The organism is Noviherbaspirillum phoenicis (genome assembly GCF_047237965.1).
Classification (GTDB): Bacteria; Pseudomonadota; Gammaproteobacteria; order Burkholderiales; family Burkholderiaceae_D; genus Noviherbaspirillum_A.
Genome location: NZ_JBDFLX010000001.1, coordinates 2,001,080 through 2,025,459, shown reverse-complemented (window position 1 = coordinate 2,025,459; position 24,380 = coordinate 2,001,080). Strand labels below are relative to the sequence as shown.

The 24,380-nt window shown below is 63.4% G+C and carries 22 protein-coding genes; 12 read left to right on the top strand and 10 right to left on the bottom strand.

The features are described 5' to 3' along the window. Nucleotides 1-9: 9 nt before the first annotated feature. On the bottom strand, nt 10-2,697 hold the full coding sequence (locus ABC383_RS09270; protein WP_413013344.1) for an ankyrin repeat domain-containing protein: 2,688 nt from the start codon (nt 2,695-2,697) through the stop codon (nt 10-12). Between the two features lie 19 nt (nt 2,698-2,716). Here ABC383_RS09270 and ABC383_RS09265 point away from each other — a divergent pair, with 19 nt between their 5' ends. Together ABC383_RS09265 and ABC383_RS09260 are read left to right on the top strand one after the other, a co-directional pair. Further along, a complete protein-coding gene (locus ABC383_RS09265; protein WP_413013342.1) occupies nt 2,717-3,067 on the top strand; it encodes a hypothetical protein in 351 nt (116 codons plus the stop codon). A gap of 345 nt (nt 3,068-3,412) precedes the next feature. Continuing rightward, the gene (locus ABC383_RS09260; RefSeq protein WP_413013340.1) at nt 3,413-3,811 is read left to right on the top strand and encodes a hypothetical protein; all 399 of its coding nucleotides are present in this window, start codon (nt 3,413-3,415) and stop codon (nt 3,809-3,811) included. Between the two features lie 165 nt (nt 3,812-3,976). Here the strand turns inward: ABC383_RS09260 and ABC383_RS09255 are convergent, their stop codons facing one another. The 7 genes from ABC383_RS09255 to ABC383_RS09225 all read right to left on the bottom strand — a co-directional run bounded on the left by ABC383_RS09255 (nt 3,977) and on the right by ABC383_RS09225 (nt 13,794). After that, the gene (locus ABC383_RS09255) at nt 3,977-5,089 is read right to left on the bottom strand and encodes a porin (protein ID WP_413013338.1); all 1,113 of its coding nucleotides are present in this window, start codon (nt 5,087-5,089) and stop codon (nt 3,977-3,979) included. Between the two features lie 267 nt (nt 5,090-5,356). Further along, nucleotides 5,357-6,673: a guanine deaminase gene (guaD, locus tag ABC383_RS09250; protein ID WP_413013336.1), complete on the bottom strand. Its 1,317-nt coding sequence runs from the start codon at nt 6,671-6,673 to the stop codon at nt 5,357-5,359. Beyond that, the gene (xdhC, locus tag ABC383_RS09245) at nt 6,670-7,665 is read right to left on the bottom strand and encodes a xanthine dehydrogenase accessory protein XdhC (RefSeq protein WP_413013334.1); all 996 of its coding nucleotides are present in this window, start codon (nt 7,663-7,665) and stop codon (nt 6,670-6,672) included. The genes guaD and xdhC overlap by 4 nt, the downstream gene beginning before the upstream one ends. 10 nt (nt 7,666-7,675) lie before the next feature. After that, nucleotides 7,676-10,015, bottom strand: a complete 2,340-nt coding sequence (gene xdhB / locus ABC383_RS09240; protein WP_413013332.1) for a xanthine dehydrogenase molybdopterin binding subunit — start codon at nt 10,013-10,015, stop codon at nt 7,676-7,678. Further along, entirely contained in the window at nt 10,012-11,511 is a 1,500-nt protein-coding gene (xdhA, locus tag ABC383_RS09235) for a xanthine dehydrogenase small subunit (RefSeq protein WP_413013330.1), read from the bottom strand. Before xdhA ends, xdhB begins: the two co-directional genes overlap by 4 nt. Before the next feature lie 366 nt (nt 11,512-11,877). Further along, nucleotides 11,878-12,705, bottom strand: a complete 828-nt coding sequence (locus ABC383_RS09230; RefSeq protein WP_413013328.1) for a hypothetical protein — start codon at nt 12,703-12,705, stop codon at nt 11,878-11,880. A 72-nt stretch (nt 12,706-12,777) separates the two neighbouring features. Beyond that, entirely contained in the window at nt 12,778-13,794 is a 1,017-nt protein-coding gene (locus tag ABC383_RS09225; RefSeq protein WP_413013326.1) for a DUF6352 family protein, read from the bottom strand. A 276-nt stretch (nt 13,795-14,070) separates the two neighbouring features. Between ABC383_RS09225 and ABC383_RS09220 the strand changes: the two genes are divergently transcribed. The 6 genes from ABC383_RS09220 (at nt 14,071) to ABC383_RS09195 (ending at nt 19,547) form a co-directional block, all read left to right on the top strand. Further along, the gene (locus ABC383_RS09220) at nt 14,071-15,597 is read left to right on the top strand and encodes an ABC transporter ATP-binding protein (RefSeq protein WP_413016288.1); all 1,527 of its coding nucleotides are present in this window, start codon (nt 14,071-14,073) and stop codon (nt 15,595-15,597) included. Continuing rightward, nucleotides 15,590-16,651, top strand: a complete 1,062-nt coding sequence (locus tag ABC383_RS09215) for an ABC transporter permease (RefSeq protein WP_413013324.1) — start codon at nt 15,590-15,592, stop codon at nt 16,649-16,651. Before ABC383_RS09220 ends, ABC383_RS09215 begins: the two co-directional genes overlap by 8 nt. Continuing rightward, entirely contained in the window at nt 16,652-17,584 is a 933-nt protein-coding gene (locus ABC383_RS09210) for an ABC transporter permease (RefSeq protein WP_413013322.1), read from the top strand. It begins immediately after the preceding gene. Nucleotides 17,585-17,674: 90 nt separating this feature from the next. Further along, nucleotides 17,675-18,826 carry a BMP family ABC transporter substrate-binding protein gene (locus ABC383_RS09205; RefSeq protein ID WP_413013320.1) on the top strand — a complete coding sequence of 384 codons (1,152 nt, stop codon included), beginning with the start codon at nt 17,675-17,677 and terminating at the stop codon, nt 18,824-18,826. Nucleotides 18,827-19,024: 198 nt separating this feature from the next. After that, nucleotides 19,025-19,303 carry a type II toxin-antitoxin system Phd/YefM family antitoxin gene (locus ABC383_RS09200; protein ID WP_413013318.1) on the top strand — a complete coding sequence of 93 codons (279 nt, stop codon included), beginning with the start codon at nt 19,025-19,027 and terminating at the stop codon, nt 19,301-19,303. After that, complete coding sequence (locus ABC383_RS09195) at nt 19,284-19,547, top strand: Txe/YoeB family addiction module toxin (protein WP_413013316.1); 264 nt, start codon at nt 19,284-19,286, stop codon at nt 19,545-19,547. Before ABC383_RS09200 ends, ABC383_RS09195 begins: the two co-directional genes overlap by 20 nt. A 141-nt stretch (nt 19,548-19,688) precedes the next feature. On the opposite strand, the gene ABC383_RS09190 is transcribed toward ABC383_RS09195, so the two are convergent. Both ABC383_RS09190 and xseA read right to left on the bottom strand, forming a co-directional pair. Then, nucleotides 19,689-20,267, bottom strand: a complete 579-nt coding sequence (locus ABC383_RS09190; protein ID WP_413013314.1) for a superoxide dismutase — start codon at nt 20,265-20,267, stop codon at nt 19,689-19,691. 95 nt (nt 20,268-20,362) lie between these two features. Further along, nucleotides 20,363-21,724 (bottom strand): exodeoxyribonuclease VII large subunit, encoded by a 1,362-nt coding sequence (gene xseA / locus ABC383_RS09185; protein ID WP_413013312.1) that lies wholly within the window; start codon nt 21,722-21,724, stop codon nt 20,363-20,365. A 322-nt stretch (nt 21,725-22,046) separates the two neighbouring features. On the opposite strand from xseA, the gene ABC383_RS09180 reads away from it, so the two are divergent. The 4 genes from ABC383_RS09180 to ABC383_RS09165 are packed head-to-tail and all read left to right on the top strand — an operon-like array spanning nt 22,047 to nt 24,379. Beyond that, nucleotides 22,047-22,652 carry a MotA/TolQ/ExbB proton channel family protein gene (locus ABC383_RS09180; protein ID WP_413013310.1) on the top strand — a complete coding sequence of 202 codons (606 nt, stop codon included), beginning with the start codon at nt 22,047-22,049 and terminating at the stop codon, nt 22,650-22,652. A gap of 23 nt (nt 22,653-22,675) precedes the next feature. Then, a complete protein-coding gene (locus ABC383_RS09175; protein ID WP_413013308.1) occupies nt 22,676-23,113 on the top strand; it encodes an ExbD/TolR family protein in 438 nt (145 codons plus the stop codon). Between the two features lie 29 nt (nt 23,114-23,142). Continuing rightward, on the top strand, nt 23,143-24,222 hold the full coding sequence (gene lpxK / locus ABC383_RS09170) for a tetraacyldisaccharide 4'-kinase (protein ID WP_413013306.1): 1,080 nt from the start codon (nt 23,143-23,145) through the stop codon (nt 24,220-24,222). Further along, a complete protein-coding gene (locus ABC383_RS09165; protein ID WP_413013304.1) occupies nt 24,161-24,379 on the top strand; it encodes a Trm112 family protein in 219 nt (72 codons plus the stop codon). The genes lpxK and ABC383_RS09165 overlap by 62 nt, the downstream gene beginning before the upstream one ends. The last annotated feature ends 1 nt before the right edge of the window (nt 24,380 follow it).

Genomic DNA, 24,380 nt, shown 5'->3' with positions numbered 1-24,380 from the left:
AAGAGTTGCCTATTTGTCGCGCGGCGCGGGATGGCCGGCCCGCAGCAGCGCGATGATGTCGGCGTGGCCTGCATGGGTGGCATGGTCGAGTGCGGTAAAACCATCCCGGCAGGCGTAATGCAGGTTTGCGCCCAGCTTTAGCATCAGTGCGACCGTCGATATCATTCCATGGAAAGCTGCCACGATCAGCGCGGTACGGCCATTGAAGCCGAGATGATGTACATTCGCACCGTTTTGCGCGAGCAGCATGACAATATCGTCGTGTCCGTTGCCCGCCGCCAGGATGAGTGGCGAATGCACACCTGCAGCGACATGCGGGCTAGCGCCCTGACTTAGCAAGTATTCAACGACAGGTATGTGTCCGTTTTTTGCGGCATGACCTAAAGCGGAGATGCCACGCCCATCTTGCATGTTCAAATTGGCCTTGTTACTGACCAAGAGCTCGACTGCTGTCAGCCGACCGGATGTTGCGGCGGCATGCAAGGGCGTTTGCCCATTCCTGGATAGGCCGTCGATATCGGTACTGGCGTCAAGCAGCATCTGGATTATTGCGTCGCCCTGTTCTCGCGTGAAAGCGGAGTTTTCATTCTGCAAGGTGCCAGGCCGGTATTTCGGCATGGTGGCGGCAAGCCAGAGCGGCGTTATCCCGTCGGGACTGGCATGATTAACCAGCGCACCGTGCTGCACCAGGATTCTGGCGGTTTGCTCGTGGCCGTTGGCGATGGCCAGGTACAGGGGCGTCAAGCCTTTATTGTTCTGCCGGTCAATATCGACCGGGCTGGCAATTGCCGGCACGTCCCATCTTGCTAGCAGGTCATCGCGCATTCTGTTGCAGTCGGGGTCCTGCAATAGCCTGAACCCGTCCTGCTGCCGGATTGTTGTCATTGATAAGTCCAAAGCGTGGTCGGTCGGATTGATGAGGTGGCTCACCATGGCCTCATGGCCGTAGCGCGCTGCCAGGGCCAGGGAGGAATTGCCTTGACGGTCGACTTCCGGGATCTTGACGGATGAGGCCTGCAGCAACAGGGGGCCGAGTAGCGGTATGTTGGCAAGCGGCGCCAGTATTCCTGTCATGGATTGGGATGCGCTGAGTGCCTTTTGTTCCGCCGCTTCCAACAGTTCGACGATTGCCGTATGTCCATGCGCCGCCGCTTCCAGCTTGGCGCTGCGCCCGATCGCGTTGACATGCAAGACCTTTGCTTTTGCATGCAGCAATTCCTTGACAATCGGTTCGTTGCCGTTGGCAGCGGCAATTGTGAGTGCAGTGTCCTTTTCCTTGTTGGGCGTATTGATGTTATAGAGATCGTTAGCGTAGATCGGTAGGAGCAACACTTTGAGCGTATCGAGGTTGCCGTATCGCGCTGCGATCATGATGCCGGAATTGCCTGCATGATCAAAAAACCGGTGCGTGGCGCGATGGTTGGAAAGCAAATTCACCATTGCCCCGTCGGCCTTGGCGACGGCCCATAAAAGTGCATTCATGCCATTGATGTCGCGGGCGTGCAAGTCGCTTCCTTGCCTCAAAAGAATGTCGACCATGGCCGTGTGGCCGTTCAACGCAGCCAGCATCAACGCGGTTCGACCGTGGTGATCGGTTTGTTTCAACAGGGCGCGTATGGAATTGTCTGCATCTGCTACCGCCGCCTGCCTGCGATGGACCAGCAAAGCATGTACCACCCCGACATGACCATTGGCGGCCGCCAGGGTGAAGGCGGTATGGCCGTCATAGGATCGATGATCCAGGTTGGCACCGGCAGACAGCAGGAACTGCAAGCCGATCAGGTCGCCGTTTTTTGCGCAGACAGCGAGCGAGAGCGTGCCGTCACTATTGGGCAGATCACCGCCCAGAGGCAGTTGCTCTTGGGCGATATTGCGGCTGCCGAACTTGATGGCTAGCGCTATCAGCGTTTTTCTGGCCTTGCCATTGCGCGGAAAACCCTTTTCCCCATCCACGAGCGCATGCACGACCTCGGTCGAATCGGCCCGCACGGCCAGCGTTAGCGCCGATTCTCCGTCTTCTCTTTGCTGGTCGATCGATGCGCCTGCCTGAAGCAGCACAGCGATAACAGCGACTTGTTGCGCCATGACGGCATGCATCAATGGACTCGTTTCGCCATCATCGATCCCATTGACCTTGGCGCCGACGCACAACAGCAGTCGAACTATGTCGATGCTGCCGCGCCTGGCGGCATGGCTCAGCAGGGGTAAGCCGGGCTGATCGGCAAAATCAGGGTCCATACCGCCCGCAGCGATCATGCGGGCGGCTGTGTCGAACTTTCCCGCGTAGACTGCCTTGGACAGGTTTTCCTGGCGCTCAGCTTCTTCCAGATCCCGCCACTGTCTTGCTGCCTCTTCGTAGCGATGCAGATTGTGTTTTGCCGATGAAGCCGACAGGCTGGATTGGCTGTCGGACGTGGCCGGGACATTGTCATAGGTCAGTAAAATTTCGACGGCGATGCAGCGTCCCTTTTTCGCCGCCAGCATCGTCGCCGTGGCGCCATCGGCGGACAGCATATCGGTTTGCGCGCCTTGCTGCAGCAAGGTGAGCAACGCGCGGTTGCTTCCCTTGCAAGCGGCATGGTGCGCAGCGGTGTAGCCCTTGTGGTCGGCTTCGTTGACGTCAGCCGGTTTTCGATCCCCCGTATCGTTGTCGGACTTGTTGCTGCCGTGTTTCAGCAGGAAATCGATCTGCGCCACGTTATTACTTCTGGCTGCGATGATCAGTTGGCTCCAGGCCTTTGCCGACCGCTGTCGCGAAAGGAGGGAAGAAGCAGACGCCTGTGATCCGGTTGCTGGCGAGGTGGGCGAGACCGATCGGGGCGGTGATACGGGAGCGATGTGTCTGGCGCTTAGTCTTTCGGCGTTTATGCTGGCGATGGCTATTGAGGGTGACAAGGGACGGCTGTGCATTTTGGGCAAGCCGGGCCGCGATCCTTGCGCATCCGGCCTGCTGGCCGAATCCATATCGTCGTCTGCGGACGATTCGGATTCCGCCGTTCGGGAGTCGACGTCGAGCGCAGTCACGCGATCCGATGTGCTGCCTCCATCGGTGTTGCGCCGGTTGTGATTGGCGCGTGGGCTATTCCTGTTTTCCGGCATTTCCGATGTGTGCCGCCAAAAGTTGACTCCGTCACTACTATGTCCGCCGGGACTGCCACTTGTGCCATCCATATCCACGCTCCTTTGAGATTGCAAATAAAACCAGTTGTATGCAGAGCCTGTCAGGCCATTCGAAAAAGAAGGCCGGTTTGTGGCTTTGGGGCAATTGAAGTTCAGCTCATCATTTCTTCCGCGCGTCCTGGCAACTCCGCATTTTTCGCTGGCGCGGCGTACGGCTGGGCAAGGTGGACGGACCTTTTTCTTTGCTAAACTTGCCAACCCCGATCAACGCCGTTCAATGGCAAGTCACCTCATGGAAATCCTCGCGCTCGTCGCCACACTCCTCGTTTTCGTCTTTCTGCTGCGACGTAATCTCGCTTCCGGCAAGCGCGCCGACGCCGCGCTCAATGTGCTGCTGGCCAAGCACGTCTTCTCCAAGTCGTCGCCCGATGAACGGGAGAGGATAGAACTGCGTGCCCGCGAACTGATGGCCGAGCGCGGGCAGGCGCCGGAATTCATCGGCGAAGTGGACCGTTACGGCTGGCATGCGCTGGCCATGAAGGACCTGGGCATCGCGCCCGGCGTGAAAGGCTTCAAGGACTGGAAAGCGATCGCCAATCCGTCCGCCGCGATCAAGGCCGGCGATCCGCTGCTGCGCACCGCCGGCTATCTGCTCAAGAGCAAATGCGGCATCGATGTCGTGGTGAACTGAGTTCACGCATTACCGGACATTGCAGGGCCGCGCATGATGGCCCGGCTCTTACCGCAAGTCCCCGTGTTCTTTCCAGGCGGTTGATCAAAACAAAAAGCCCCGCTGAAAGCGGGGCTTGCATGCCTTGCGGGCCGGCATGGACGCCATGCCGGCGACAGGGATGGATCAGAAGCGGTGACGCACGCCGACGGCGAAGCTCTGCGCGTTGTCGTAGCTGGTGACCTTGTCGTTCATCAGGTAGGTGTACAGGTCGGTGCGCTTGGACAGGTTGTAGTCGTAGCCGATGGTATAGGTGGTGCGGCGCAGCTCGGAGAACAGGTCGCTGGTGCGACGGGTCTGGGCAACGGCTGCCAGGATCTTGCCGGCGCCGCCGGCCGGGATCGACAGGCCCAGGGTGCCGGTCTTGTCGCGCAGGTCCGCCACGTCGTGCTTGGCCTGGTCGTAGGTGGCGAACAGCTTGGCCACGCCGAAGTCGTAGGCGCCGCCAACCAGCCACAGCTTCTGCTCGGTCGCGTTGATCGGCGCGGTGGCGCTGAAGGGCACCGAGGCGCCGGTCAGCGAGAGGCGGTTGACGTTGCTGGTCACGCCCAGGGCGTCGGTCGGGTTGTTGACCTGCACGTCATGGTAGGCCGCGGTCAGGGACAGCGGGCCGCTGAAGTACAGCACGTTGCCGCCGAAGTTCTTCTTGCTTGCGGCAGCGGCGACTTCGCCCGGCTGGTAGTACAGGTTGGCGGTCAGCCCGCCGAAGGACGGAGTGGTGTAGCGGATCGCATTGCTCCAGCCGGTGTCGCCGGCGAAGGTGCTGGCCCAGCCGGTGGTCGGGACGGCCTTGTGCAGGATCAGCGGCGAGAAGGTGAAGGAGTCGCCGATCGGGTTGAACAGGAAGGCCGGCAGGGTTGCCGGGGAGATCATGCGGCCCAGGGTCAGGGCGCCGAAGTTGCCGGACAGCGCGACGTTGGCGTCGCGGGAGAACAGGGTGTCACCACCGAAGCGGCCTTGCGTGCCGCTGTCGAGCTGGAAGAACGCGCCCAGCGTGAAGGACGCCTTCAGGCCGCCACCCAGGTCTTCCACACCCTTGAAGCCCAGGTAGGAAGTCGACATGCCGCCGCTGCCCATTCTGGTAACGCGGCCGGTATCGCCGCTGTTCTTCATCGAGCCGACATACATGTCAGCGATGCCTTCGACGTTGACGCTGGTTTGCGCCATGGCAGGGCTGGCAAAGGCCGCAGCAATGGCGGTGGACAGCATCAGCTTGACGAGAGGGGATTTGGATTGCATGACTTCTCCGGGTTTCTTACGAGTGGTTAAAAAATTCCGTTTGGAGCACGGAACGATAAAAAATCGAACACGTGCTCTCTAAGCAAAACTGGTGCCATATGTTGATTACGGGTATTTTTTCATAGCCACGGATATCAGTCATGGATTTTTGCCACTGTCTGCACCGCGATCAGGCGCGACATGCCGTCTTGTGGTGCAAACGAGACGAAACCATGCGTCGTCAGCTTGATGGTCGGGTTGTTGTCGAACAACAACCCGACAGTGTCGTCAATGAGCCGCTGTTCCAGAGGAGGACGCCAGCAGCCGGCCGGCGGAATAGGTGGCTGCGACGGCGCGGTCGTCGCCCAGCAGCGCGAGAGCGAAAAGCAATTCCTCCAGCGATTCGCAGCGATCGGTGCGGCGTGCCAGCAGCGGCGTGCACTGTGGGTCCAATACAACAAAGTCGGCTTCATTGCCGGGCGCAAAGCTGCCTATCGTGTCTTCCAGGCGCAGGCTGCGCGCGCCGCCCAGGGTGGCGAGGTAGAACATGCGCAGCGCCGGCAGATAGGTGCCGCCCATGCGGGCGACCTTGTAGATCTCGTTCATGGTGCGCAGCATCGAGAACGAGGTGCCGCCGCCCACATCGGTGGCCAGCGACAGCCGCATGCGCGCGGCGTCGGCGGCGGGAAAGTCGAACAGGCCGCTGCCGAGGAACAGGTTGGAGGTCGGGCAGAGCGCCGCCGCGGCGCCGGTGTCGGCCATGCGGGCGCGGTCGGCGTCGTCGAGGTAGATGCAGTGGCCGTACATGGCGCGTTCGCGCAGCAGGCCGTAGCGGTCGTACACGTCCAGATAGCTGCGCGCCTGCGGGTACAGCGTCTTCACCCAGGCGATCTCGTCGGTGTTCTCGGCAACGTGGCTCTGGATGTAGGTGTCGGGATAGGCGCGCGCCAGGTCGCCGGTCAGTTCGAGCTGGGCTTCGGTGGAGGTGGGCGCAAAGCGCGGCGTGAGCGCATACAGCTGCCGACCCTGCTTGTGCCAGCGCCTGATCAGTGCCTCGCTGTCGCGGGCGCCGCTCTCGGCGGTGTCGCACAGGAAGTCGGGCGCGTTGCGGTCCATCATCACCTTGCCGGCGATCATGCGCAGGTTGCGCGCGCTGCTCTCGGTGAAGAAGGCATCCACCGATTCGGGGTGCACGGTGCAGTAGACCATGGCGGTGGTGGTGCCGCTGCGCGCCAGTTCATCGAGGAAGAAGCGGGCGACGTCGCCGGCGTGTTCCGGGTCCTGGAACTTGCGCTCGGTGGGGAAGGTATAGGTTTCCAGCCAGGGCAAGAGGCCGGGTGCGGGCGAGGCGATCATGTCGCTCTGCGGGTAATGGATATGGGTGTCGATGAAGCCCGGCAGGATCAGCTTGCCGCGCAGGTCGTGCAGCTTCGCATCGGCCGGCAGGGTGGCGGCCAGCGCGTCGTAGTCGCCGGCGGCGAGCACGCGCTCGCCATCGACGACCAGCAGCCCGTCTTCATGCCAGTGATAACTGTCGCCGGCGAAGGCCGGGTCGTCGTTGAAATGCAGCACGCTGCCGCGGTATGCCTGGATGGTGTTGCTCATGCCTGTTGCTTCTTTCCGTGTTCGGTCGCGCCGGCCGCGGCCTGGGCCTGCCAGAGCTGCAGCAGCTGCGCCGCGACCGCGATTGCAATGACCGCCGGCTCCTTGCCGGCGATGCCTGGTATTCCGATCGGGCAGACCATGCCGGCCAGCCGCTCGTCCGTGATGCCGCGCTGGCGCAGCCGGCGTTCGAAGGACACGCGCTTGGTCTTGGAGCCGATCAGCCCGAACCAGCCTGTGCCTTCGCGCCGCAGTATCGCTTCGGCCAGCGCCTGGTCCAGCGCATGGCTGTGGGTCATCACCAGAAAGCTGGCATGGCCGGGCGCGGTAGCGACCAGCGCCTCCGGCGTATCGGTGGCTTCCATGCGGACGTTGGCCGGCAGCTGCGCCGGAAACATGTCTTGGCGCTCGTCGACCCAGATGATCTGGCAGGGAAGGTCCGCCATGGCGCGCACGATGGCCGCGCCGACATGGCCGGCGCCGAACAGGTAGAGCTGGGCCGCCGGCGGCGCGCACAGGTCCAGCAGCCAGCGCGCGCCCTGCGCATCGCCGAGGAAGCGGGTCGGTCCGGCGCTGGCCGGGGCCGGCTCCAGCAGCGGCGGCGCGGCGCTGTCCAGCGCCACCCGCCGCAGGCAGGCCGCATTGCGCGCCAGCGCGTCGGCGATGTCGCGGAAATGCGCATGGCCGGCCGGCTCGACCCGCTCGAAGGCGAGAAAGGCGACGCCGCCGCAGCATTGCCCCAGCGTCGGCCCGAGCGGCAGCCGTTCCAGCCGGCGTTGCGCGCCGGCTTCGTCCGGCGCCTGCGCCAGCATCGCGCGCGCCATCCGCTCGGCCACGTATTCGAGATGACCGCCGCCGATGGTGTCGTGCAGCCGGTCGGCCGCAACCAGCATCCTGGCGCCGGCTTCGCGCGGCACCGAGCCTTCGGCATGCGCCACCGTCACCAGCACGGCCGGCGCCTGCTGCTTCAGCAACTCAGTGAGCCAGATGAACATGACGGCTTCCTCAGGCGGCGGCGCGGACCGCGTCCACCGCATCGAGTATCGCTTCGCTGGTGGCCGGCGCGCGCAGCGGCGGGCTGACCTTGTCGTTGCCGACGCTGGCGATGGCGTCGCGGATGGCGAAGAACACCGAGAACGGCATCAAAAGCGGCGGTTCGCCCGTGGCCTTGGAGCGGTGGATGCTGTCGGTCACGTTGCTGTTCTTGAACAGGCGCATCGAGAACGCTTCGGGGCAGTCCGAGACAGCCGGGATCTTGTAGGTCGAGGGCGCATGCGTCATCAGCTTGCCGGCCTCGTTCCACCACAGTTCCTCGGTGGTCAGCCAGCCCATGCCCTGGATGAAGGCGCCTTCCACCTGCCCGACGTCGATGGCCGGGTTCAGCGAGTTGCCGGCGTCATACAAACCGTCGGCGCGCAGCAGCTTCCATTCGCCGGTCAGGGTGTCGACCACCACTTCCGACACGGCCGCCGCATAGGCGTAATAGGAAAACGGGTGGCCGGTCATGGTCTTGCTGTCCCAGTGCAGGCCGGGGGTGGCATAGAAGCCGTCCGACCACAGCTGCACCCGCGCCAGGTAGGCCTGCGCCACGATCTCGACGAAGGGATAGACCTCGCCGTTCACATGCACCTGGTCGGCGGCAAAGCGCACCTCGCTGGCGGCGCCGCCGTAGCGGGTGCTTGCGAATTCGGCCAGCCGCTCGCGCACCTGGCGCGCCGCCGCCTGCGCCGCCTTGCCGTTCAGGTCGGCGCCGGTGGAGGCGGCGGTGGCCGAGGTGTTGGCGATCTTGCTGGTGTCGGTGGCGGTGGCGCGCACCCGGTTGAGCGTGATGCCCAGTTCATGCGCCACCACCTGCATCACCTTGGTGTTCAGTCCCTGGCCCATCTCGGTGCCGCCGTGGTTGACCAGCACCGAGCCGTCGACATAGACATGCACCAGCGCGCCGGCCTGGTTCAGGTGGCTGACGTTGAAGGCGATGCCGAATTTCACCGGCGTGATCGCGATGCCTTTCTTCAGCACCGGGCTGGCGGCGTTGTAGGCACGCACCGCCTCGCGCCGGGCGCGGTACTGGCTGCTCGCTTCCAGCTCGGCCACCAGTTCATGGATCACGTTGTCCTCGACCTTCTGGCCGTAGGGCGTGACGTTGCGGCCCTCGGCATCGTTGCGGCCGTAGAAGTTGGCCTTGCGGATGTCGAGCGGGTCGCGGCCCAGTGCGCGGGCGATGTCGTCGATCAGGTATTCGATCGCGATAGCGCCCTGCGGACCGCCGAAGCCGCGGAAGGCGGTGTTGGACTGGGTGTTGGTCTTGCCGCACATCGCGCGGATATCCACGTCCGACAGGTAATAGGCATTGTCGAAGTGGCAGACGGCGCGGGTGGCGACCGGGCCGGACAGGTCGGCCGAGAAGCCGGCGCGGCTGACCATCTCGATCTTCGCGCCGAGGATGCGGCCGTCGTCGTCATAGCCCAGGTCGTACTCGTAGTAGAAGCAGTGGCGCTTGCCGGTGACCATCATGTCGTCGTCGCGGTCGGCGCGCAGCTTGACCGGGCGCTTCAGGCGGGCCGCGGCAATCGCGGCCGCGGTGGCCCACAACGCCGACTGCGACTCCTTGCCGCCGAAGCCGCCGCCCATGCGACGGCATTCCACCCTTACCTGGTGCGACGACAGGCCCAGCGCGTGGGCCACCACATGCAGCATCTCGGACGGATGCTGGGTCGAGCATTGCACCAGCATGCCGCGGTCTTCCTGCGGAATCGCATAGGCGATCTGGCCTTCGAGGTAGAACTGTTCCTGGCCGCCCACGTGCAGTTCGCCGCGCAGACGGCGCGGCGCGGCCTGCAGCGCGGCCTGCGCATCACCGCGCTGCAATTGCATCGGCGGCAGCACGAAGGACTGCGCATCGCGCGCTGCCTCGGGCGTCAGCACGGCCGGCAGTTCCTCGTAGTCGACCATGCCCAGGCGCGCGGCGCGGCGGGCGTTGTCGTGGCTGTCGGCCACCACCAGGAACAGCGGCTGGCCGACATACTGCACCAGGCCGTCGGCCAGGATCGGATCATCATGGATGATGGGGCCGCAGTCGTTGACGCCGGGGATGTCCTGCGCGGTCAGCACCGCCACCACGCCCGGCGCGCCGCGCACGCGGTCCAGGTCCATGTTGCGCACCTTTGCATGGGCTTTCTGCGACAGGCCCAGCGCGGCATGCAGCGTGCCCTGCAGCTCGGGCAGGTCGTCGGTGTAGCTGGCCTCGCCGGACACATGCAGCAGCGCGGATTCATGCGGATGGGCGCGGCCGACTTCGGCCCAGTCTGCGCCCTGCTTGATGAAGGATTCGTTCTGGATATTCATGCTTGTGTCTCCGGTTGCACGGCGAAGGCATTGACGTCCGCATTGGCCAGCGGCGCATCGGGCCGGGTTTCGAGCCAGAAGCGGCGCAGCAGGTTCTTCGCGGTGCGGATGCGGTAGCTGGCCGAGGCGCGCATGTCGGTCAACGGCGCATAGTCCTGGTCCATCGCGGCCATCGCGGCGGCGAGCGTGGCTTCGTTCCACGGCTGGCCGCGCATGGCGGACTCCGCCGCCGCTGCGCGTTTCGGCGTGGCCGCCATGCCGCCATAGGCGATGCGGATCTGTGCCACCCGCTCGCCGTCCAGCGTCAGCGCGAAGGCGGCGCAGACGGCGGAAATATCCTGGTCAAAGCGCTTGGACAGCTTGTAGGTGCGGAAGTGCAGGGCGGGGGCCGGCTGTGCCTGCGGCAGCGGCAGCCGCACCGCGGCGACGAACTCGTCGGCGCGCATGTCCTTTTTCTGGTAGCCGAGATAGAAGTCTTCCAGCGCCAGGATGCGTTCTCCGGCGACCGAATGCAGCACCACCTGCGCGCCCAGCGCGATCAGCCACGGCATGGAGTCGCCGATCGGCGAGCCGTTGGCGACATTGCCGCCCAGGGTGCCGGCATTGCGGATGGGCAGCGAGGCAAAGCGCTGGCGCATCTCGGCCAGTTCCGGGTAATGGGCGCAGACCGCGGCATAGGCATCGTCGAGCGTGACGCCGGCGCCGATTTCCAGGAAGCCGGCGTCTTCCCGGAGGCGCCTGAATTCCGCCACCTGGCCGAGATAGATGATGTGCGGCAGTTCGCGCATCTGCTTGGTGACCCAGAGGCCGACATCGGTGGAGCCGGCCAGCAGCGTGGCATGCGGGTGGGCGGCGCGCAGTTGCGCCAGTTCGTCCAGCGTGCGCGGCGCGTCGAAGCGGCGGCCATCGAATTCATAGCGCAGCGGGGCGTCGCGGCGCAGGGCGCGCAGCGTGTTCGACAGGGCCGCCCGGTCGAAGCTGGCCGGCGTCAGCTCGGTCATGCGCCGCGCCGCATCGATGATGGGGCGATAGCCGGTGCAGCGACAAAGGTTGCCCGACAGGGTGTCGTCGATCTCCTTGCGGCAGGGCGCGCCCTGCTGGCCGCTGCCCTCGCGTTTCAGGTACAGGCCCCACAGCGACATCACGAAGCCCGGCGTGCAGAAGCCGCACTGGGAGCCGTGGCATTCGACCATGGCCTGCTGCACAGGGTGCAGCGCGTCGTCGGCCTGCTTCAGGTCTTCCACCGTGAACAGCGCACGGCCGTCGAGGCTGGGCGTGAACTGGATGCAGGCGTTGACCGCCTTCATCGCCAGGGTGTCGCCCTGCAGCTCGGCGATCACCACGGTGCAGGCGCCGCAGTCTCCCTCGGCGCAGCCTTCCTTGGTGCCGGTGCAGTGCAGGTCTTCCCGCAGGTGCTGCAGCACGGTCTGGGTGGGCGGGGCATCGGTGACGGTATGGGTTGCACCGCGGTAATGGAAACGGATGGGTTGTGACATGGCCGTGGAGTTTGATTGTTATGGGCGCAGCGTAGCACTGTGCGGGCAGGGGATTATATGCATTGGTGGATGTGCGATATACGCACATTGGTATTTCTACTCTTTATCAGAGGCCATCAAATCAGCTTTGATGCGCGGTACTTAAGCATGATGCGTGCCAAATTGAAATGCTTACGTCTGATAAGCGTCGGTGACAGGCTGAGATGGCCGCTCTATTGCATGGGGCAGCAAAAGCTCCACGCTGTAGAGGGTTGCGACTCGGAGAGCTACGAATCAGTGGGATTTTTAGAAGGGAATTGAAGCGAAGGGGCTTTGCCACTGCGGCCGGAATGTATCTATAGCCGCAGCACTGGCAGTTTGGCTGAATTACTTCAATTTTTGTCTCGAAAGCCCAATTGCGGCATCAATCCGATCGCCATAATCAATAAGAATAATTTGGGTCTTATTTTCCCCTGGATTGCCTATCGTACAGTTAACGTGTTTGCCTTCCAGATTTGGCTTGTAGAGCGTGACATATATATTTGAAGAGCGAAACGCTTTGCTCTCCGGTAATTTCGCGAGCAACGCTTCAACTTGTTCTGCGTGGGAAACGGTCCGGTTTTTTTTGAGGTAATTCTTGACTAGGATATTGTCCGCATCGTCATCGCTGTCAGCAACAATGACATCACTTTCCTCAGTGCTGTTTGTTCCAACGTCCTCGGCGCCATCCATGTTGCTGGTTGAATTGGCTTTAAGTTTGTTTGCGCACTGTTGATGCGTTTTAAATAACGTTTGTAAATCAGGGTGCTTTTCATTTGCAAAGCTTTTCAATGCAGAAACAATCATGCACTCGTCTTTCCCAGGCAAGCCGTTTACAACGTGGTAATCATTGTCTTCCAGAGTTTTTACTAGCTCTGCATTCGCTTTTTTCCGGCCGTCCGATTGTTTCTCGTCGTCTGATGGCCTTTGCTGACTAGCTAATCCTTTAGCATTTTTGATCGCGTCGGTCTGATCTGAAGTCATTGGATTTTGGTCGCTGTGTATTTTTAGGGTGTAGAGCGCCAAAACGTCGTCGTCCGCCTTACCGAGTTTTTCGCTGTCATTGGCCAGTGCCGCGTCAAGTTGCGCATCGCTGATGAAGCCCTTTGCATGAAGCTCTTCCGGCTTCCTGATGATGGGGACGTTGGGGACGTGATTCTTGTTTAATGGATTCATTGCCATCTCCTGACTGAACGATGTGCTGTAAGTAATCGCTCCAGCCACCCGGTTCCCCGAGCCCGCCGCCACTCAGCCCGCCACCCCCAACGGCAAATTCACCAGCAGATTCTGCGGCTTGACCCGCAGCACATTCTCCTCATCCATCGCCGCCGCCAGATACACCGGCCGCCCGGCCATTTCCGGCCGCAGCAGGCTGCCATCCGCGAAATCCATCCGGAACAGCGACAGGATGCGATGCTGCCGGGACGCGTCCAGCGGTTTTCCCTGGTACAGGTCGTTCAGGATGCCGCTGGCCTGGGCATCCAGGCCGATATGCCAGGCCCAGTGCGCATCCTCGATCGCCCGCAGTGGCGTCATCGTCGCCTGCAGCCGGTAGAAATGGTGCAGCCACTGCTCCACCAGGCGGCAAAACGCTTCCAGGCCATCGCCGCCGAAGCGAAACTCCAGCACCGTGTCGAAGCGTTCGCTGCGCGCCCAGTAGCGCTCGGCATTGCCGCGGTCCAGCACATCAAGCTCGACCCGGCGCGGCTTGATGCGGGCTTCGGCCAGCAGGCGGCCGAGGTCGCCGTAATTGCCGCCGGTTTCATGCAGGCGCACCGTGTCGGCGTCGGCCAGCAGCACGGCGCCGTCGCGCAGCGACACCTTCTGCGCCCGGAAGAACAACTCGGCCGCCCGCAACCGCAGGGGATCGCCGCAGCCGTCCAGCATGCCGCGCAGCAGGGTTTGCGTGAGGCTATGGATCAGCACCGGCGGCGCCGTCACTTCCGTGCGAAACAGCGCGAGATAAGCCGCTTCCAGCGTCGGCGCGGCGGTCAGGCGCTGCCGCCAGTCCAGCATCACCCGGTAGTTTTCCACCGCGTCGGCATCCTGCAGCGCAGCCAGTTCGGTTTCGGTCACCGGCCGCAGCGGGTCGTCCAGCAGCGCCGCATGCAGGCGGCGCTCGGCATCCAGCGATTCCTCCACCGGCGCCACCTCCGGCCGCTGCCAGGCGGCGCGCAGGAATTCGGGCGTGAGAAGCAGGCGGTGATCGGCGTCGCGGCGCAGCAGGGAATAGCCGCAGTCGGGCCAGAAATCGTGGGTAGTCAAGGGTCACTCCATGTCGCGTGTCCGGTCGGCCACGCCAGCGGTCATCAGGGGCCGCTATAGTATCGCGCCCTCGATTGCCGCGATACAATTCGCCGCCTACCGCACAACGACGGGTTTTTACCTGCCGACGTGCGGCAAAAACTATCAGCATGGACGCGCTAGCGCAGAACGCGGCCATGGACTGTCGGGCACAATCGGCGGGCTTGGTCTGACTCTTGCTTCCGGGCAGCAGGCAATTCCTGTCCATGACTGCACTATCAATACAACGAACACATGATGAATGCGCGTTTGACGCTGACCGGCATCACCAAGAAATATCCTTCCGTGGTGGCCAACGACGGCGTGAGCCTGACGGTGCAACCCGGCGAAATCCATGCGGTGCTGGGAGAAAACGGCGCCGGCAAGTCCACTCTGATGAAAATCATCTACGGCGCGGTCAAGCCCGATGCCGGCCAGGTGCTCTGGAACGGCAGCGAGGCGAAGATCGCCAACCCGGCCGCTGCCCGCCAGTTGGGCATTGCGATGGTGTTCCAGCATTTTTCGCTGTTCGACACCCTGACCGTGACCGAAAACATTGCGCTCGGCCTGCCGCCGGACACGAAGCTCGATACTCTGGCCACGCGCATCACCGAAACCGCCAGCCAGTACGGCCTGGAACTGGAGCCGCAGCGCCATGTGCACACGCTGTCGGTGGGCGAGCGGCAGCGGGTGGAGATCGTGCGCGCGCTCTTGACCAAACCGCAGCTGCTGATCCTCGACGAGCCGACCTCGGTGCTCACGCCCCAGGCAGTGGAAAAGCTGTTCGGCACGCTGCGCCAGCTGGCCTCGGAAGGCTGCAGCATCCTGTACATCAGCCACAAGCTCGACGAGATCCGCTCGCTGTGCCACACCTGCACCGTGATGCGCGGCGGCCGCGTGACGGGCGTGTGCGATCCGCGCCAGGAAACCGCGGCCAGCCTGTCGCGCATGATGATCGGCTCCGAGCTGCCGCATGTCGAAAGCCGCAGCCACACCCCTGGGGCGGCGCGGCTGGTGGTGAACCGGCTGTCGCTGGCGAAAAGCCATCCCTTCGCCACTGAACTCCAGGACATTTCCTTCGAACTGCTGGCCGGCGAGATCCTCGGCGTGGCCGGCGTCTCGGGCAATGGCCAGCAGGAGCTGCTGGCCGCGCTGTCGGGCGAGGACCCGCGCGCCGCCCATGACGCAATCCGCCTCGACGGCCGTCCGGTCGGGCGTTTCAACGCGGCGCGCCGGCGCGACCTCGGCCTGGGCTTCGTGCCGGAGGAAAGGCTGGGGCGCGGCGCGGTGCCGGAGATGTCGCTGGCGGCCAATGTGCTGCTGTCGCACCAGGGCCCGGCCACGGTGGGCATGGGCATGATCAAAAACGGTGCGATCGGCACAATGGCCGCTTCGATCATCGAGCGTTTTCGGGTCAAGGCCGGCGGGCCGCAATCCCTGGCCAAGAGCCTGTCGGGCGGCAACCTGCAAAAATTCATTGTTGGCCGCGAAGTCGTGCGCCAGCCCAAGGTGCTGATCATCGCGCAGCCGACCTGGGGCGTGGACGTCGGCGCGGCCGCCCAGATCCGCTCGGAACTGATCGCCCTGCGCGACGCCGGCTGCGCGGTGCTGGTGATATCGGAAGAACTGGATGAACTGTTTGAAATATCGGACCGGCTCATGGTGATCGCCAAGGGCCGTATGCGCGCGCCGGTGCCGGCGCGCGGTGTGAGCCGCGAGCAGATCGGCTTGTGGATGAGCGGCATGGAGCAGGCGGAAGTCGTGGCGGAGCGCAATCATGCTTAAGCTCGAACCGCGTCCCGCGCCGTCGCGCCTGATGTCGTATGCGTCGCCGCTCTTGGCGGTGCTGCTGACCACGCTGTGCGGCGCCATCCTGTTTTCCCTGCTGGGCAAGAATCCGCTGGCCGGCCTCTCGGTATTCTTCTGGGAGCCGATCAAGAACCTGCGCGGCTGGACCGAGATCGGCGTGAAATGCACGCCGCTGATCCTGTGCGCGATCGGCTATGCGATCTGCTACCGCTCCTCGGTGATGTCGATCGGCGCCGAGGGCATGCTGGTGGCCGGCGCCATCGGCGGCGGCGGCATGGCGCTGCTGCTGGACAAGGGCAACAATGGCGGTGCCGCGATGATCGCCATGATCGTGGTGGCCGGCATGCTGGCCGGCATGGCCTGGGCTGGCCTCACCGCCTTGCTCAAGGACCGCTTCAACACCAATGAGATCCTGGTGTCGCTGATGCTGGTGTATGTGGCCCAGCTGCTGCTGAGCTATCTCGTAACCGGCCCGTGGAAGGACCCGATGGGCTTCAACTTCCCGCAATCGAAGATGTTTTCCAGCGGCCTCTTGCTGCCAACGCTGGTGCCGACCACGCGCCTGAACCTGGGCTTCGTGTTCGCGCTGCTGGCGGTGCTGGCCGGCTGGGTATTCATGTCGAAAAGCTTTGCCGGCTTCCGGCTGCAGGTGGGCGGCATGGCGCCGGCCGCCGCGCGCTACGCCGGGTTCTCGCAGCGCAAGGCATTGTGGATGACGCTGTTGATCAGCGGCGCGGCGGCCGGCCTGGCCGGCACGATCGAGGCAATCGGCCCGGTCGGCCAACTGACGCCGTCGATGTCGCCCGGCTATGGCTTTGCCGCCATCATCGTCGCCTATGTCGGCCGGCTGCATCCGGTAGGCATCCTGTTTTCCAGCTTCATCATGGCGCTGTTCTACATCGGCGGCGAACTGGCGCAGTCGCGCCTGGGCTTGCCAAGCGCGATTACCGGCGTGTTTCAGGGCATGCTGCTGTTCTTCCTGCTGGGCGCCGACGTGCTGATCGGCTACCGCGTACGCTGGAGTAAATAGATGGATACCTTTCTGCTGTTGCTGACCCCGGCCCTGGCGGCCACCATCAATGCCGGCACGCCGCTGATGCTGGCCGCCTTTGGCCTGCTGGTCAATGAAAAGGCCGGGGTGCTGAACCTGGGCGCGGAGGGCATGATGCTGCTGGCCGCGATCGCCGGTTTCGCCGCCACCATCGCCACCGGCAGCGCAACGCTGGGCTTTGTGGCCGGCGCGCTGGGCGGCATGGCCGCGGCCGGCTTCTTCGCCGTGCTGGTGCTCTGGCTCAATACCAATCAGTACGCCACCGGCCTGGCGCTGTCGATCTTCGGCGCCGGCCTGTCGGCTTTCGTCGGCATACCGTACACCGGCCTGAGCCTGAAGACCTCCAGCATGGCAATTCCGGTGCTGTCCAAGATTCCCTTCATCGGCCCGGTGCTGTTCAACCATCATCCGATGGTCTATCTCGCGCTCGTTCTTTGTGCATGGCTTGCCTGGTTTCTGAACCACAGCCGCACCGGTCTGGTGCTGCGCGCCGCCGGCGAGTCGCCGGAGTCGGCTCATGCGCTGGGCTACAACGTGCGCCGCATCCGCCTGCTGGCGGTGCTGTTCGGCGGCGCCTGCTGCGGCCTGGCCGGCGCCTACCTGGCCCTGGTCTACACGCCGATGTGGCAGGAAGGCATGACCGCCGGCAAGGGCTGGATCGCGCTGGCGCTGACCACCTTCGCCTGCTGGAAGCCGTGGCGGGTGGTGGCCGGGGCGCTGCTGTTCGGCGGCGTCACCATCCTGCAGCTGAACCTGCAGGGCCTGGGCATCGCGGTGCCGTCGCAGATCATGGCGATGCTGCCCTATGTCGCCACCATCGTGGTGCTGGCGCTGATCTCTCGCAATCCAGACTGGATCAGGCTGAATATCCCGGCCTCGCTGGGCAAGAACTTTAATCCGAACGCGGCCTGAGTGTGCTGGCGGCTTCTGGCGTAAAATTTGCTACCGGAAATATTCTGGTTTTTTTGTTTGACTCTCGCTCTTCACCTTGGGGAATTTTTTATGTTTGACCTGAAAAAACGCAGCACGCTCAAAGCCGGCCTGCTGGTGGTTGCATCGTCGATGATGCTGGCCGCCTGCGGCGAAAAGACCGAAACCAAGACGGCGGCCGCGCCCGCCGCCGCGCCCGCGCCGGCTGCGGCGCCCGCCAGCGGTCCGCTGAAAGTGGCTTTCGTGTACGTCGGCCCGGTGGGCGACGGCGGCTGGACCTTCGCCCACGACCAGGGCCGTAAGGCGGTCGAGGCTGCGTTTGGCGACAAGATCCAGACCACCTTCGTCGAGAAGGTGCCGGAAAGCTCGGACGCCGAGCGCGTCTTCCGCGACCTGGCCAGCCAGGGCAACAAGCTGATCTTCGGCACCACCTTCGGCTACATGGAGCCGATGCTGAAAGTGGCCAAGGATTTCCCGGATGTGAAGTTCGAGCACGCCACCGGCTACAAGACCGCGCCCAACATGGCCGTCTACGAGACCAAGACCTATGAAGGCGCTTACCTGGCGGGCGTCATCGCCGGCAAGACCACCAAGTCCAACAAGCTGGGCGTGGTGGCTTCCTTCCCGATTCCGGAAGTGATCCGCAACATCAATGCCTTCACCCTGGGCGCGCAGTCGGTCAATCCGAGCGTCACCACCCGCGCTGTCTGGATTTCCTCCTGGTTCGATCCCGCCAAGGAGCGCGACGCCGCCATGACCATGATCGGCCAGGGCGTCGACGTGCTGATCCAGAACACCGACTCGCCGGCAACGCTGCAGGCGGCCGAAGAGAAGGGCGTCAACGCCTTCGGCTGGGATTCGGACATGTCTTCCTACGGTCCGAAAGCCCACCTGGGTTCGGCCATCATCGACTGGGCGCCGTACTACAAGCAGGCCATCCAGTCCGCTCTGGACGGCAACTGGAAGAACGGCGAAACCTGGTGGGGCGTGAAGGAAAAGTCGATCAACCTGGTCAACGTGAACGCCTCGGTTTCGGAAGAAGCCAAGGCCGCGATGGAAGCCAAGAAGGCGCAGCTGGCTGAAGGCAAGGCCATCGTGTTCGCCGGCCCGCTGGTGGATCAGTCCGGCAAGGAAATGGTCCCGGCCGGCAAGGAAGCGGATGTGGGCATGCTCAAGGGCATGAACTTCTACGTCAAGGGCGTGGAAGGCTCGATTCCGAAGTAATTCGGTATTACAACCGTTTCCCGATGCCGTTCAGCGCAAGCTGGACGGCATTTTTTTTGCCCCCTCGATGAAGGTCCTTGTTTCCCCGGGCGAGCTCGATGATGACTTTGCGCCGAAGCTTGTTACAAAGAAGCGCTCGGCGCATTACTTGTACAATAAGCTGTACATTAAAATCGTCTGCGACATCCTGGAGGCATCATGAACATCATTAACTTTTCGGAAGCGCGTAGCAGCCTGAAGGAAGTCATCGACCGTGTAGTGCAGGATGCCGACGTGACCATCATCACCCGCCGTGACGCGGCGGATGCAGTCCTCATGTCGCTCGACTATTACAACAGCCTCGTGGAAACCGTCCACCTGCTCAGTTCGCCTGCAAACGCTGTTCACCTTGCGCGTTCAGTTGAGCAGTTGAGTGCCGCGCGACCCCGGGAACTGATGGATCCGGAAAGGGAAGCCCATGGCGACCCGGACGCTTAAGTTCACCGACGAGGCTTGGGACAACTATCTTTTCTGGCGATTGCAGGACAGGAAAACCCTGCGGCGCATTAATGACCTGATCAGGGAAGTGCTGCGGTCACCCGAGGAAGGCATCGGCAAGCCCGAGCGTCTGCGCGGCAATCTGGCCGGGCTGTGGTCCCGCCGGATCGATGACACGAACCGATTGGTGTACAAAATCCTCGATCAGGAAATCGTTATTGTTTCGTGTCGTTATCACTACTGAAGTGGTGGCTCGCATCGACGACCTTGCAGATCATCGTTAGCCTGAACCTCTCATGAGAAAGCCCTCGTCAGTGCGACGAGGGCTTTTGCTTTCAACGCGCGCGCGGATCTCCGGCCCGCGCTGACGAACAGCGATGCCGGCTTACGCCAGGTTCTTGTTCGCGAATTCCCAGTTCACCAGGTTCCAGAAGTTTTCCAGGAACTTGGGACGGGCATTGCGGTAGTCGATGTAGTAGGCATGCTCCCAGACGTCGCAGGTCAGCACTGGCTTGTCGCCCGTGGTCAGCGGCGTGCCGGCATTGGAGGTGTTGGCGATGTCGACCGAGCCGTCAGCCTTGGCCACCAGCCAGGTCCAGCCGGAACCGAAGTTGCCGACGGCCGACTTGGTGAACTCTTCCTTGAACTTGTCGAACGAGCCCCACTTGGCATTGATCGCATCGGCGACCTTGCCGGTCGGCGCGTTGCCGCCCTGTGGCGACAGGCAGTTCCAGAAGAAGGTGTGGTTCCAGACCTGGGCCGAGTTGTTGAAGACGCCGCCGGAGGACTTGCGGATGATGTCTTCCAACTGCATGTTTTCGAACTCGGTGCCCTTGATCAGGTTGTTCAGGTTGGTCACGTAGGCCTGGTGATGCTTGCCGTAGTGGTATTCCAGGGTTTCCTTGGACATGTGCGGCTGCAGCGCGTCCATCGGGTAGGGCAGGGGTGGCAGAGTGTGTTCCATGGTGTGTCCTTATGGTTTTTGGGTTGAACGTAAATTTGCCAAAACAGCATTGTAAAGCGGATGGCCGTTGGCCGCACTGCCTGTAAAAATGCAATTCATTCCAGCGATGGCTGCACACTGTCCAGCGTCACGTCGGCGCTGCCCTCGGCCAGCGTCATCGTCAGCCTTTCGCGCACCTTCAGCCCGGCCGGAGAACGGATCACCGCGCCGCTGCCATCGGTCACGATGGCATAGCCGCGTTCCAATGTGCGCTGCGGGTTCAGCAGTTCCAGTTGCGAGGCCAGCGCCAGCAGGGCCTGGCGCCGCTGGCGCTGCTCGATGCTGACGCGGGCATGCAGCCTGCGGCCCTGGTCCTGCATCCGGCGCCGCGCGGCGACCAGGTCGGGCAACTGCCCCTGCAGCCGCGTCTCGAGCTGCCGCACCGCGAAGCGCGCCATGTTCAGCGGCGTGCGGGTCGCATGCGCCAGCCGCAACTGCATGGCATTGAGCTTCAGGCGCTGGTGCGCGGCATAGGTTGCCGGACTGACCAGCCGGTGCGACAGCCAGTCCAGGCTCTGGGATGCATCCGACAGCCGGCGCCGCATCACGCGCCGCATTTCCTGCGCCGTGCCTTCCAGCGACGCCAGCCAGTCGGCCCGCGGCGCGGCCGCCATCTCGGCCGCCGCGGTGGGCGTCGGCGCCCGCAGGTCGGCGGCGAAATCGGCGATGGTGAAATCGGTTTCATGGCCGACGCCGGAAATGACCGGCATCGTGCAGCCGGCAATCGCCCTCGCCACCACCTCGTGGTTGAACGACCACAGGTCTTCCATGCTGCCGCCGCCACGGCAGACCAGCAACACATCGCATTCGGCGCGCAGGGAGGCGGTGGCGATTGCCTGGGCGATTTTCTGGGCCGAACCTTCTCCCTGCACCGGCGCCGGGTACAGCACCACGGCCACATGCGGCGCGCGCCGGCGCAAGGTGGTCAGCACGTCGCGCAGGGCCGCCGCCTGCAGGCTGGTGACAATGCCGACCGTGCGTGCGAACAACGGCACCGAGCGCTTGCGCGCCGGATCGAACAGGCCTTCCTCGGTCAGCCTGGCTTTCAGCTGCAGGAAGGCTTCATAGAGATTGCCGATGCCGGCGCGGCGTATCGCTTCCACGTTGAGCTGATAGTCGCCCCGTGGCGCGTACAGCGTCACCAGCGCCCTCACCTCGACCCGGTCGCCTTCGCGCGGCATGAAATCGGCGTATTGCGCCCGGCCGCGAAACATCACCGCCCGCACCTGGGCCGCGCTGTCCTTCAACGTGAAGTACCAGTGACCGGAGGCGGCGCGGGTGAAATTGGAGATTTCACCGGAAATCCAGCTCAGCGGGAAACTCCGCTCCAGCATGCGGCCCACTGCCTGGTTGAGCGCCGACACGGTCAGCACGGGGGGTGATGCCGGCACCGGCTGCGCGGGATGCAGTTCGCTCATGCGCTTACCTTTCCACAGAAAAAAGCCCGAGACATCTGCCTGTCACAAATCATCCAAAAACTCCAGAACTTTATGTAAGTATTTGATTTTATTGATTATCTGGCTGTGCATGTTTCCTGAGCACACAAAAAAATGCCTTTGAAATCAAGCACTTTGCCAGCGCATCCCACCCTTGTTCACAATGTTATCCACAGCACCTGTGCAAAACTTTTGGGCTTATTATTTTCCTGACAACAATGTCTGTGGAAACTTGCCCATGCCGGGACAACACGTTACATTCCTGCATCCAGCAATTTGCCCCCCCAAAACTGAGGAGTTTTTTTTGTTCGCCATTATTCAAGCCGCCGGTTGGCCGATCTGGTTTTTGCTTATCGCTTCCCTGGTGGCGCTCACCCTGATCGTAGAGAGAACATTGTACTTGCGGCGCAACAGGATACTGCCGCCGACCCTGTTGCAGGAAGTCATACGGGTTTACCAGTCCGGAAAGATCAACAGGGAAGTCGTCGACAACTTGGCCCAGAATTCCCCGCTGGGCAGGGTGCTGGCCGCCGGCCTGCGCAATGTGAATGCGCCGCGCGAGGTGATGAAGGAATCGATCGAGGAAGCCGGCCGCGGCGCCGCGCATGAACTGGAGCGTTTCCTGACCACGCTGGGCACCATCGCCAGCCTGGCGCCGCTGATGGGCCTGTTCGGCACCATCGTCGGCATGATCGAGATCTTCGGGGCGCAGGACGCCGCCGGCGCCAACCCGGCGCAACTGGCGCACGGTATTTCGGTAGCGCTCTACAACACCGGTTTTGGCCTTGCCATCGCGATGCCTGCCGTTGTCTTCTACCGGCACTTCCGGGCGCTGGTCGACAGCTTTATTGTCGACATGGAACAGCAGGCGGTGAAGTTCGTCGACACCGTGCACGATGCCCGCAAGTAAGCATCCGCATTGAGGAGCCGACCATGAATTTCCGCCGAGGCAAGGCTCGCGACGAGCCCGAAATCAACCTGATCCCCTTCATCGACGTTCTGCTGGTCATCCTGATCTTCCTGATGGTCACGACCACCTACAGCCGCTTCACCGCGCTGCAGGTGACGCTGCCCACGGCGGAGGCCGAAAAAGCCCAGCAGCGTCCACCCGAAATCCACGTGGTGGTCGATGCCCAGGGGCGTTATGCGATCAACAATGTCCAGGTCGCTTATCGCGACGTGGCCGGTCTTGCCGAAGACCTGCGCCGCGCCGCCTCGGCTGCATCCGGCCCGGGCAAGCCCGACCCTGTGCTGATCATCAATGCCGACGCGCTGGCGACGCACCAGACGGTGATCAACATCATGGAGGCGGCCCGTATCGCCGGCCTGCCGCAGCTGACCTTCGCCGCCCAGTCCGGCGGCACGAAATAGGGCGGCCGTCCGGCCAGCCCGAGCACCGCGTGTCCAACCAGCCTGCCGGCCTGGCGCCGGCCCTGCAACGCATCTGGCAGCGGCGCGGCGCGGCAGCCTGGCTGCTGCTGCCGATATCGCTGCTGTTCGGCCTCTTGGCCGGCATGCGCCGCTGGCTATACAGGAACGGCTGGCTGAAGGCCGCCCGGCTGCCGGTGCCCGTGCTGGTGGTCGGCAATATTTTTGTCGGCGGCACCGGCAAGACGCCGCTGACGATCTGGCTGGCGCAGCAGTTGCACCATGCCGGCTATCGGCCGGGCGTGCTGTCGCGCGGCTACGGCGCCCATGTCGACGTGCCGCGCCTGGTCACTGCCGACTCGCTGCCGGAGGAGGTCGGCGACGAGCCCCTGCTCATCGCCAGCCATGCCGGCTGCCCGATGGCGGTCGGGCGCAACCGCGCCGCCGCCGGCGCCGCGCTGCTGCGAGCCCATCCCGAGGTCGATCTGCTGCTGCTGGACGATGGCCTGCAGCACTATGCGCTGGCACGCGACCTTGAAATCATGCTGTTCGACGGCCGCGGCGCCGGCAACGGCTGGATGCTGCCGGCCGGACCGCTGCGCGAGCCGCTGTCGCGTCGCCGTGACGTCACCGTCATCAATGGCGCGGCCAGCGCGCCCGGCGTTGCCCCGGATGCATTCCGCATGAGCCTCAAGGGCGACATGGCGGTACAACTGGCCCAGCCCGGCAGGCGCATTGCGCTGGCGGAACTGGCCGGCCAGCGCCCGGCGCCGCGCATTGCCGCTGCCGCCGGCATCGGCAACCCGGAGCGCTACTTCGGCATGCTGGAAGCGGCCGGGCTGCGCTTCTCGCGCCTGCCGCTGCCAGACCACTATGCATTCCATGACAATCCCTTCGCCGGCGTGGACGCCGATGTCATCCTGATCACAGAGAAGGATGCAGTAAAATGTCGCCACTCTGAGCCCCTCAGGAACGACCCGCGGCTATGGTTCGTGCCGGTCGAGGCCGTCATCGATGTCGCGCTGGCCGACACAATTGTGGAGAAATTACGTGGATTCCCGACTGATAGACATCCTGGTTTGCCCCATCTGCAAACGCCCGCTGGACTATGACAAGAAGGCGCAGGAACTGATCTGCCGGCCCGACAAGCTGGCCTATCCGATACGGGACGGCATTCCCATCATGTGGCCGGACGAGGCGCGCGACCTGCAGGCGGCAACGCTGATGCCGGGCGAGCCGGGCCAGCAGACTTCCAGCCATGCCGATTAGG

What these genes read in the sequence shown, in the direction of transcription:
- ABC383_RS09265 (WP_413013342.1), top strand. Translation starts at nt 2,717, where the DNA reads ATGATCAGTTGGCTCCAGGCCTTTGCCGACCGCTGTCGCGAAAGGAGG.
- ABC383_RS09260 (WP_413013340.1), top strand. Translation starts at nt 3,413, where the DNA reads ATGGAAATCCTCGCGCTCGTCGCCACACTCCTCGTTTTCGTCTTTCTG.
- ABC383_RS09255 (WP_413013338.1), bottom strand. Translation starts at nt 5,089, where the DNA reads ATGCAATCCAAATCCCCTCTCGTCAAGCTGATGCTGTCCACCGCCATT.
- guaD (WP_413013336.1), bottom strand. Translation starts at nt 6,673, where the DNA reads ATGAGCAACACCATCCAGGCATACCGCGGCAGCGTGCTGCATTTCAAC.
- xdhC (WP_413013334.1), bottom strand. Translation starts at nt 7,665, where the DNA reads ATGTTCATCTGGCTCACTGAGTTGCTGAAGCAGCAGGCGCCGGCCGTG.
- xdhB (WP_413013332.1), bottom strand. Translation starts at nt 10,015, where the DNA reads ATGAATATCCAGAACGAATCCTTCATCAAGCAGGGCGCAGACTGGGCC.
- xdhA (WP_413013330.1), bottom strand. Translation starts at nt 11,511, where the DNA reads ATGTCACAACCCATCCGTTTCCATTACCGCGGTGCAACCCATACCGTC.
- ABC383_RS09230 (WP_413013328.1), bottom strand. Translation starts at nt 12,705, where the DNA reads ATGAATCCATTAAACAAGAATCACGTCCCCAACGTCCCCATCATCAGG.
- ABC383_RS09220 (WP_413016288.1), top strand. Translation starts at nt 14,071, where the DNA reads ATGAATGCGCGTTTGACGCTGACCGGCATCACCAAGAAATATCCTTCC.
- ABC383_RS09215 (WP_413013324.1), top strand. Translation starts at nt 15,590, where the DNA reads ATGCTTAAGCTCGAACCGCGTCCCGCGCCGTCGCGCCTGATGTCGTAT.
- ABC383_RS09210 (WP_413013322.1), top strand. Translation starts at nt 16,652, where the DNA reads ATGGATACCTTTCTGCTGTTGCTGACCCCGGCCCTGGCGGCCACCATC.
- ABC383_RS09205 (WP_413013320.1), top strand. Translation starts at nt 17,675, where the DNA reads ATGTTTGACCTGAAAAAACGCAGCACGCTCAAAGCCGGCCTGCTGGTG.
- ABC383_RS09200 (WP_413013318.1), top strand. Translation starts at nt 19,025, where the DNA reads ATGAACATCATTAACTTTTCGGAAGCGCGTAGCAGCCTGAAGGAAGTC.
- ABC383_RS09195 (WP_413013316.1), top strand. Translation starts at nt 19,284, where the DNA reads ATGGCGACCCGGACGCTTAAGTTCACCGACGAGGCTTGGGACAACTAT.
- ABC383_RS09190 (WP_413013314.1), bottom strand. Translation starts at nt 20,267, where the DNA reads ATGGAACACACTCTGCCACCCCTGCCCTACCCGATGGACGCGCTGCAG.
- xseA (WP_413013312.1), bottom strand. Translation starts at nt 21,724, where the DNA reads ATGAGCGAACTGCATCCCGCGCAGCCGGTGCCGGCATCACCCCCCGTG.
- ABC383_RS09175 (WP_413013308.1), top strand. Translation starts at nt 22,676, where the DNA reads ATGAATTTCCGCCGAGGCAAGGCTCGCGACGAGCCCGAAATCAACCTG.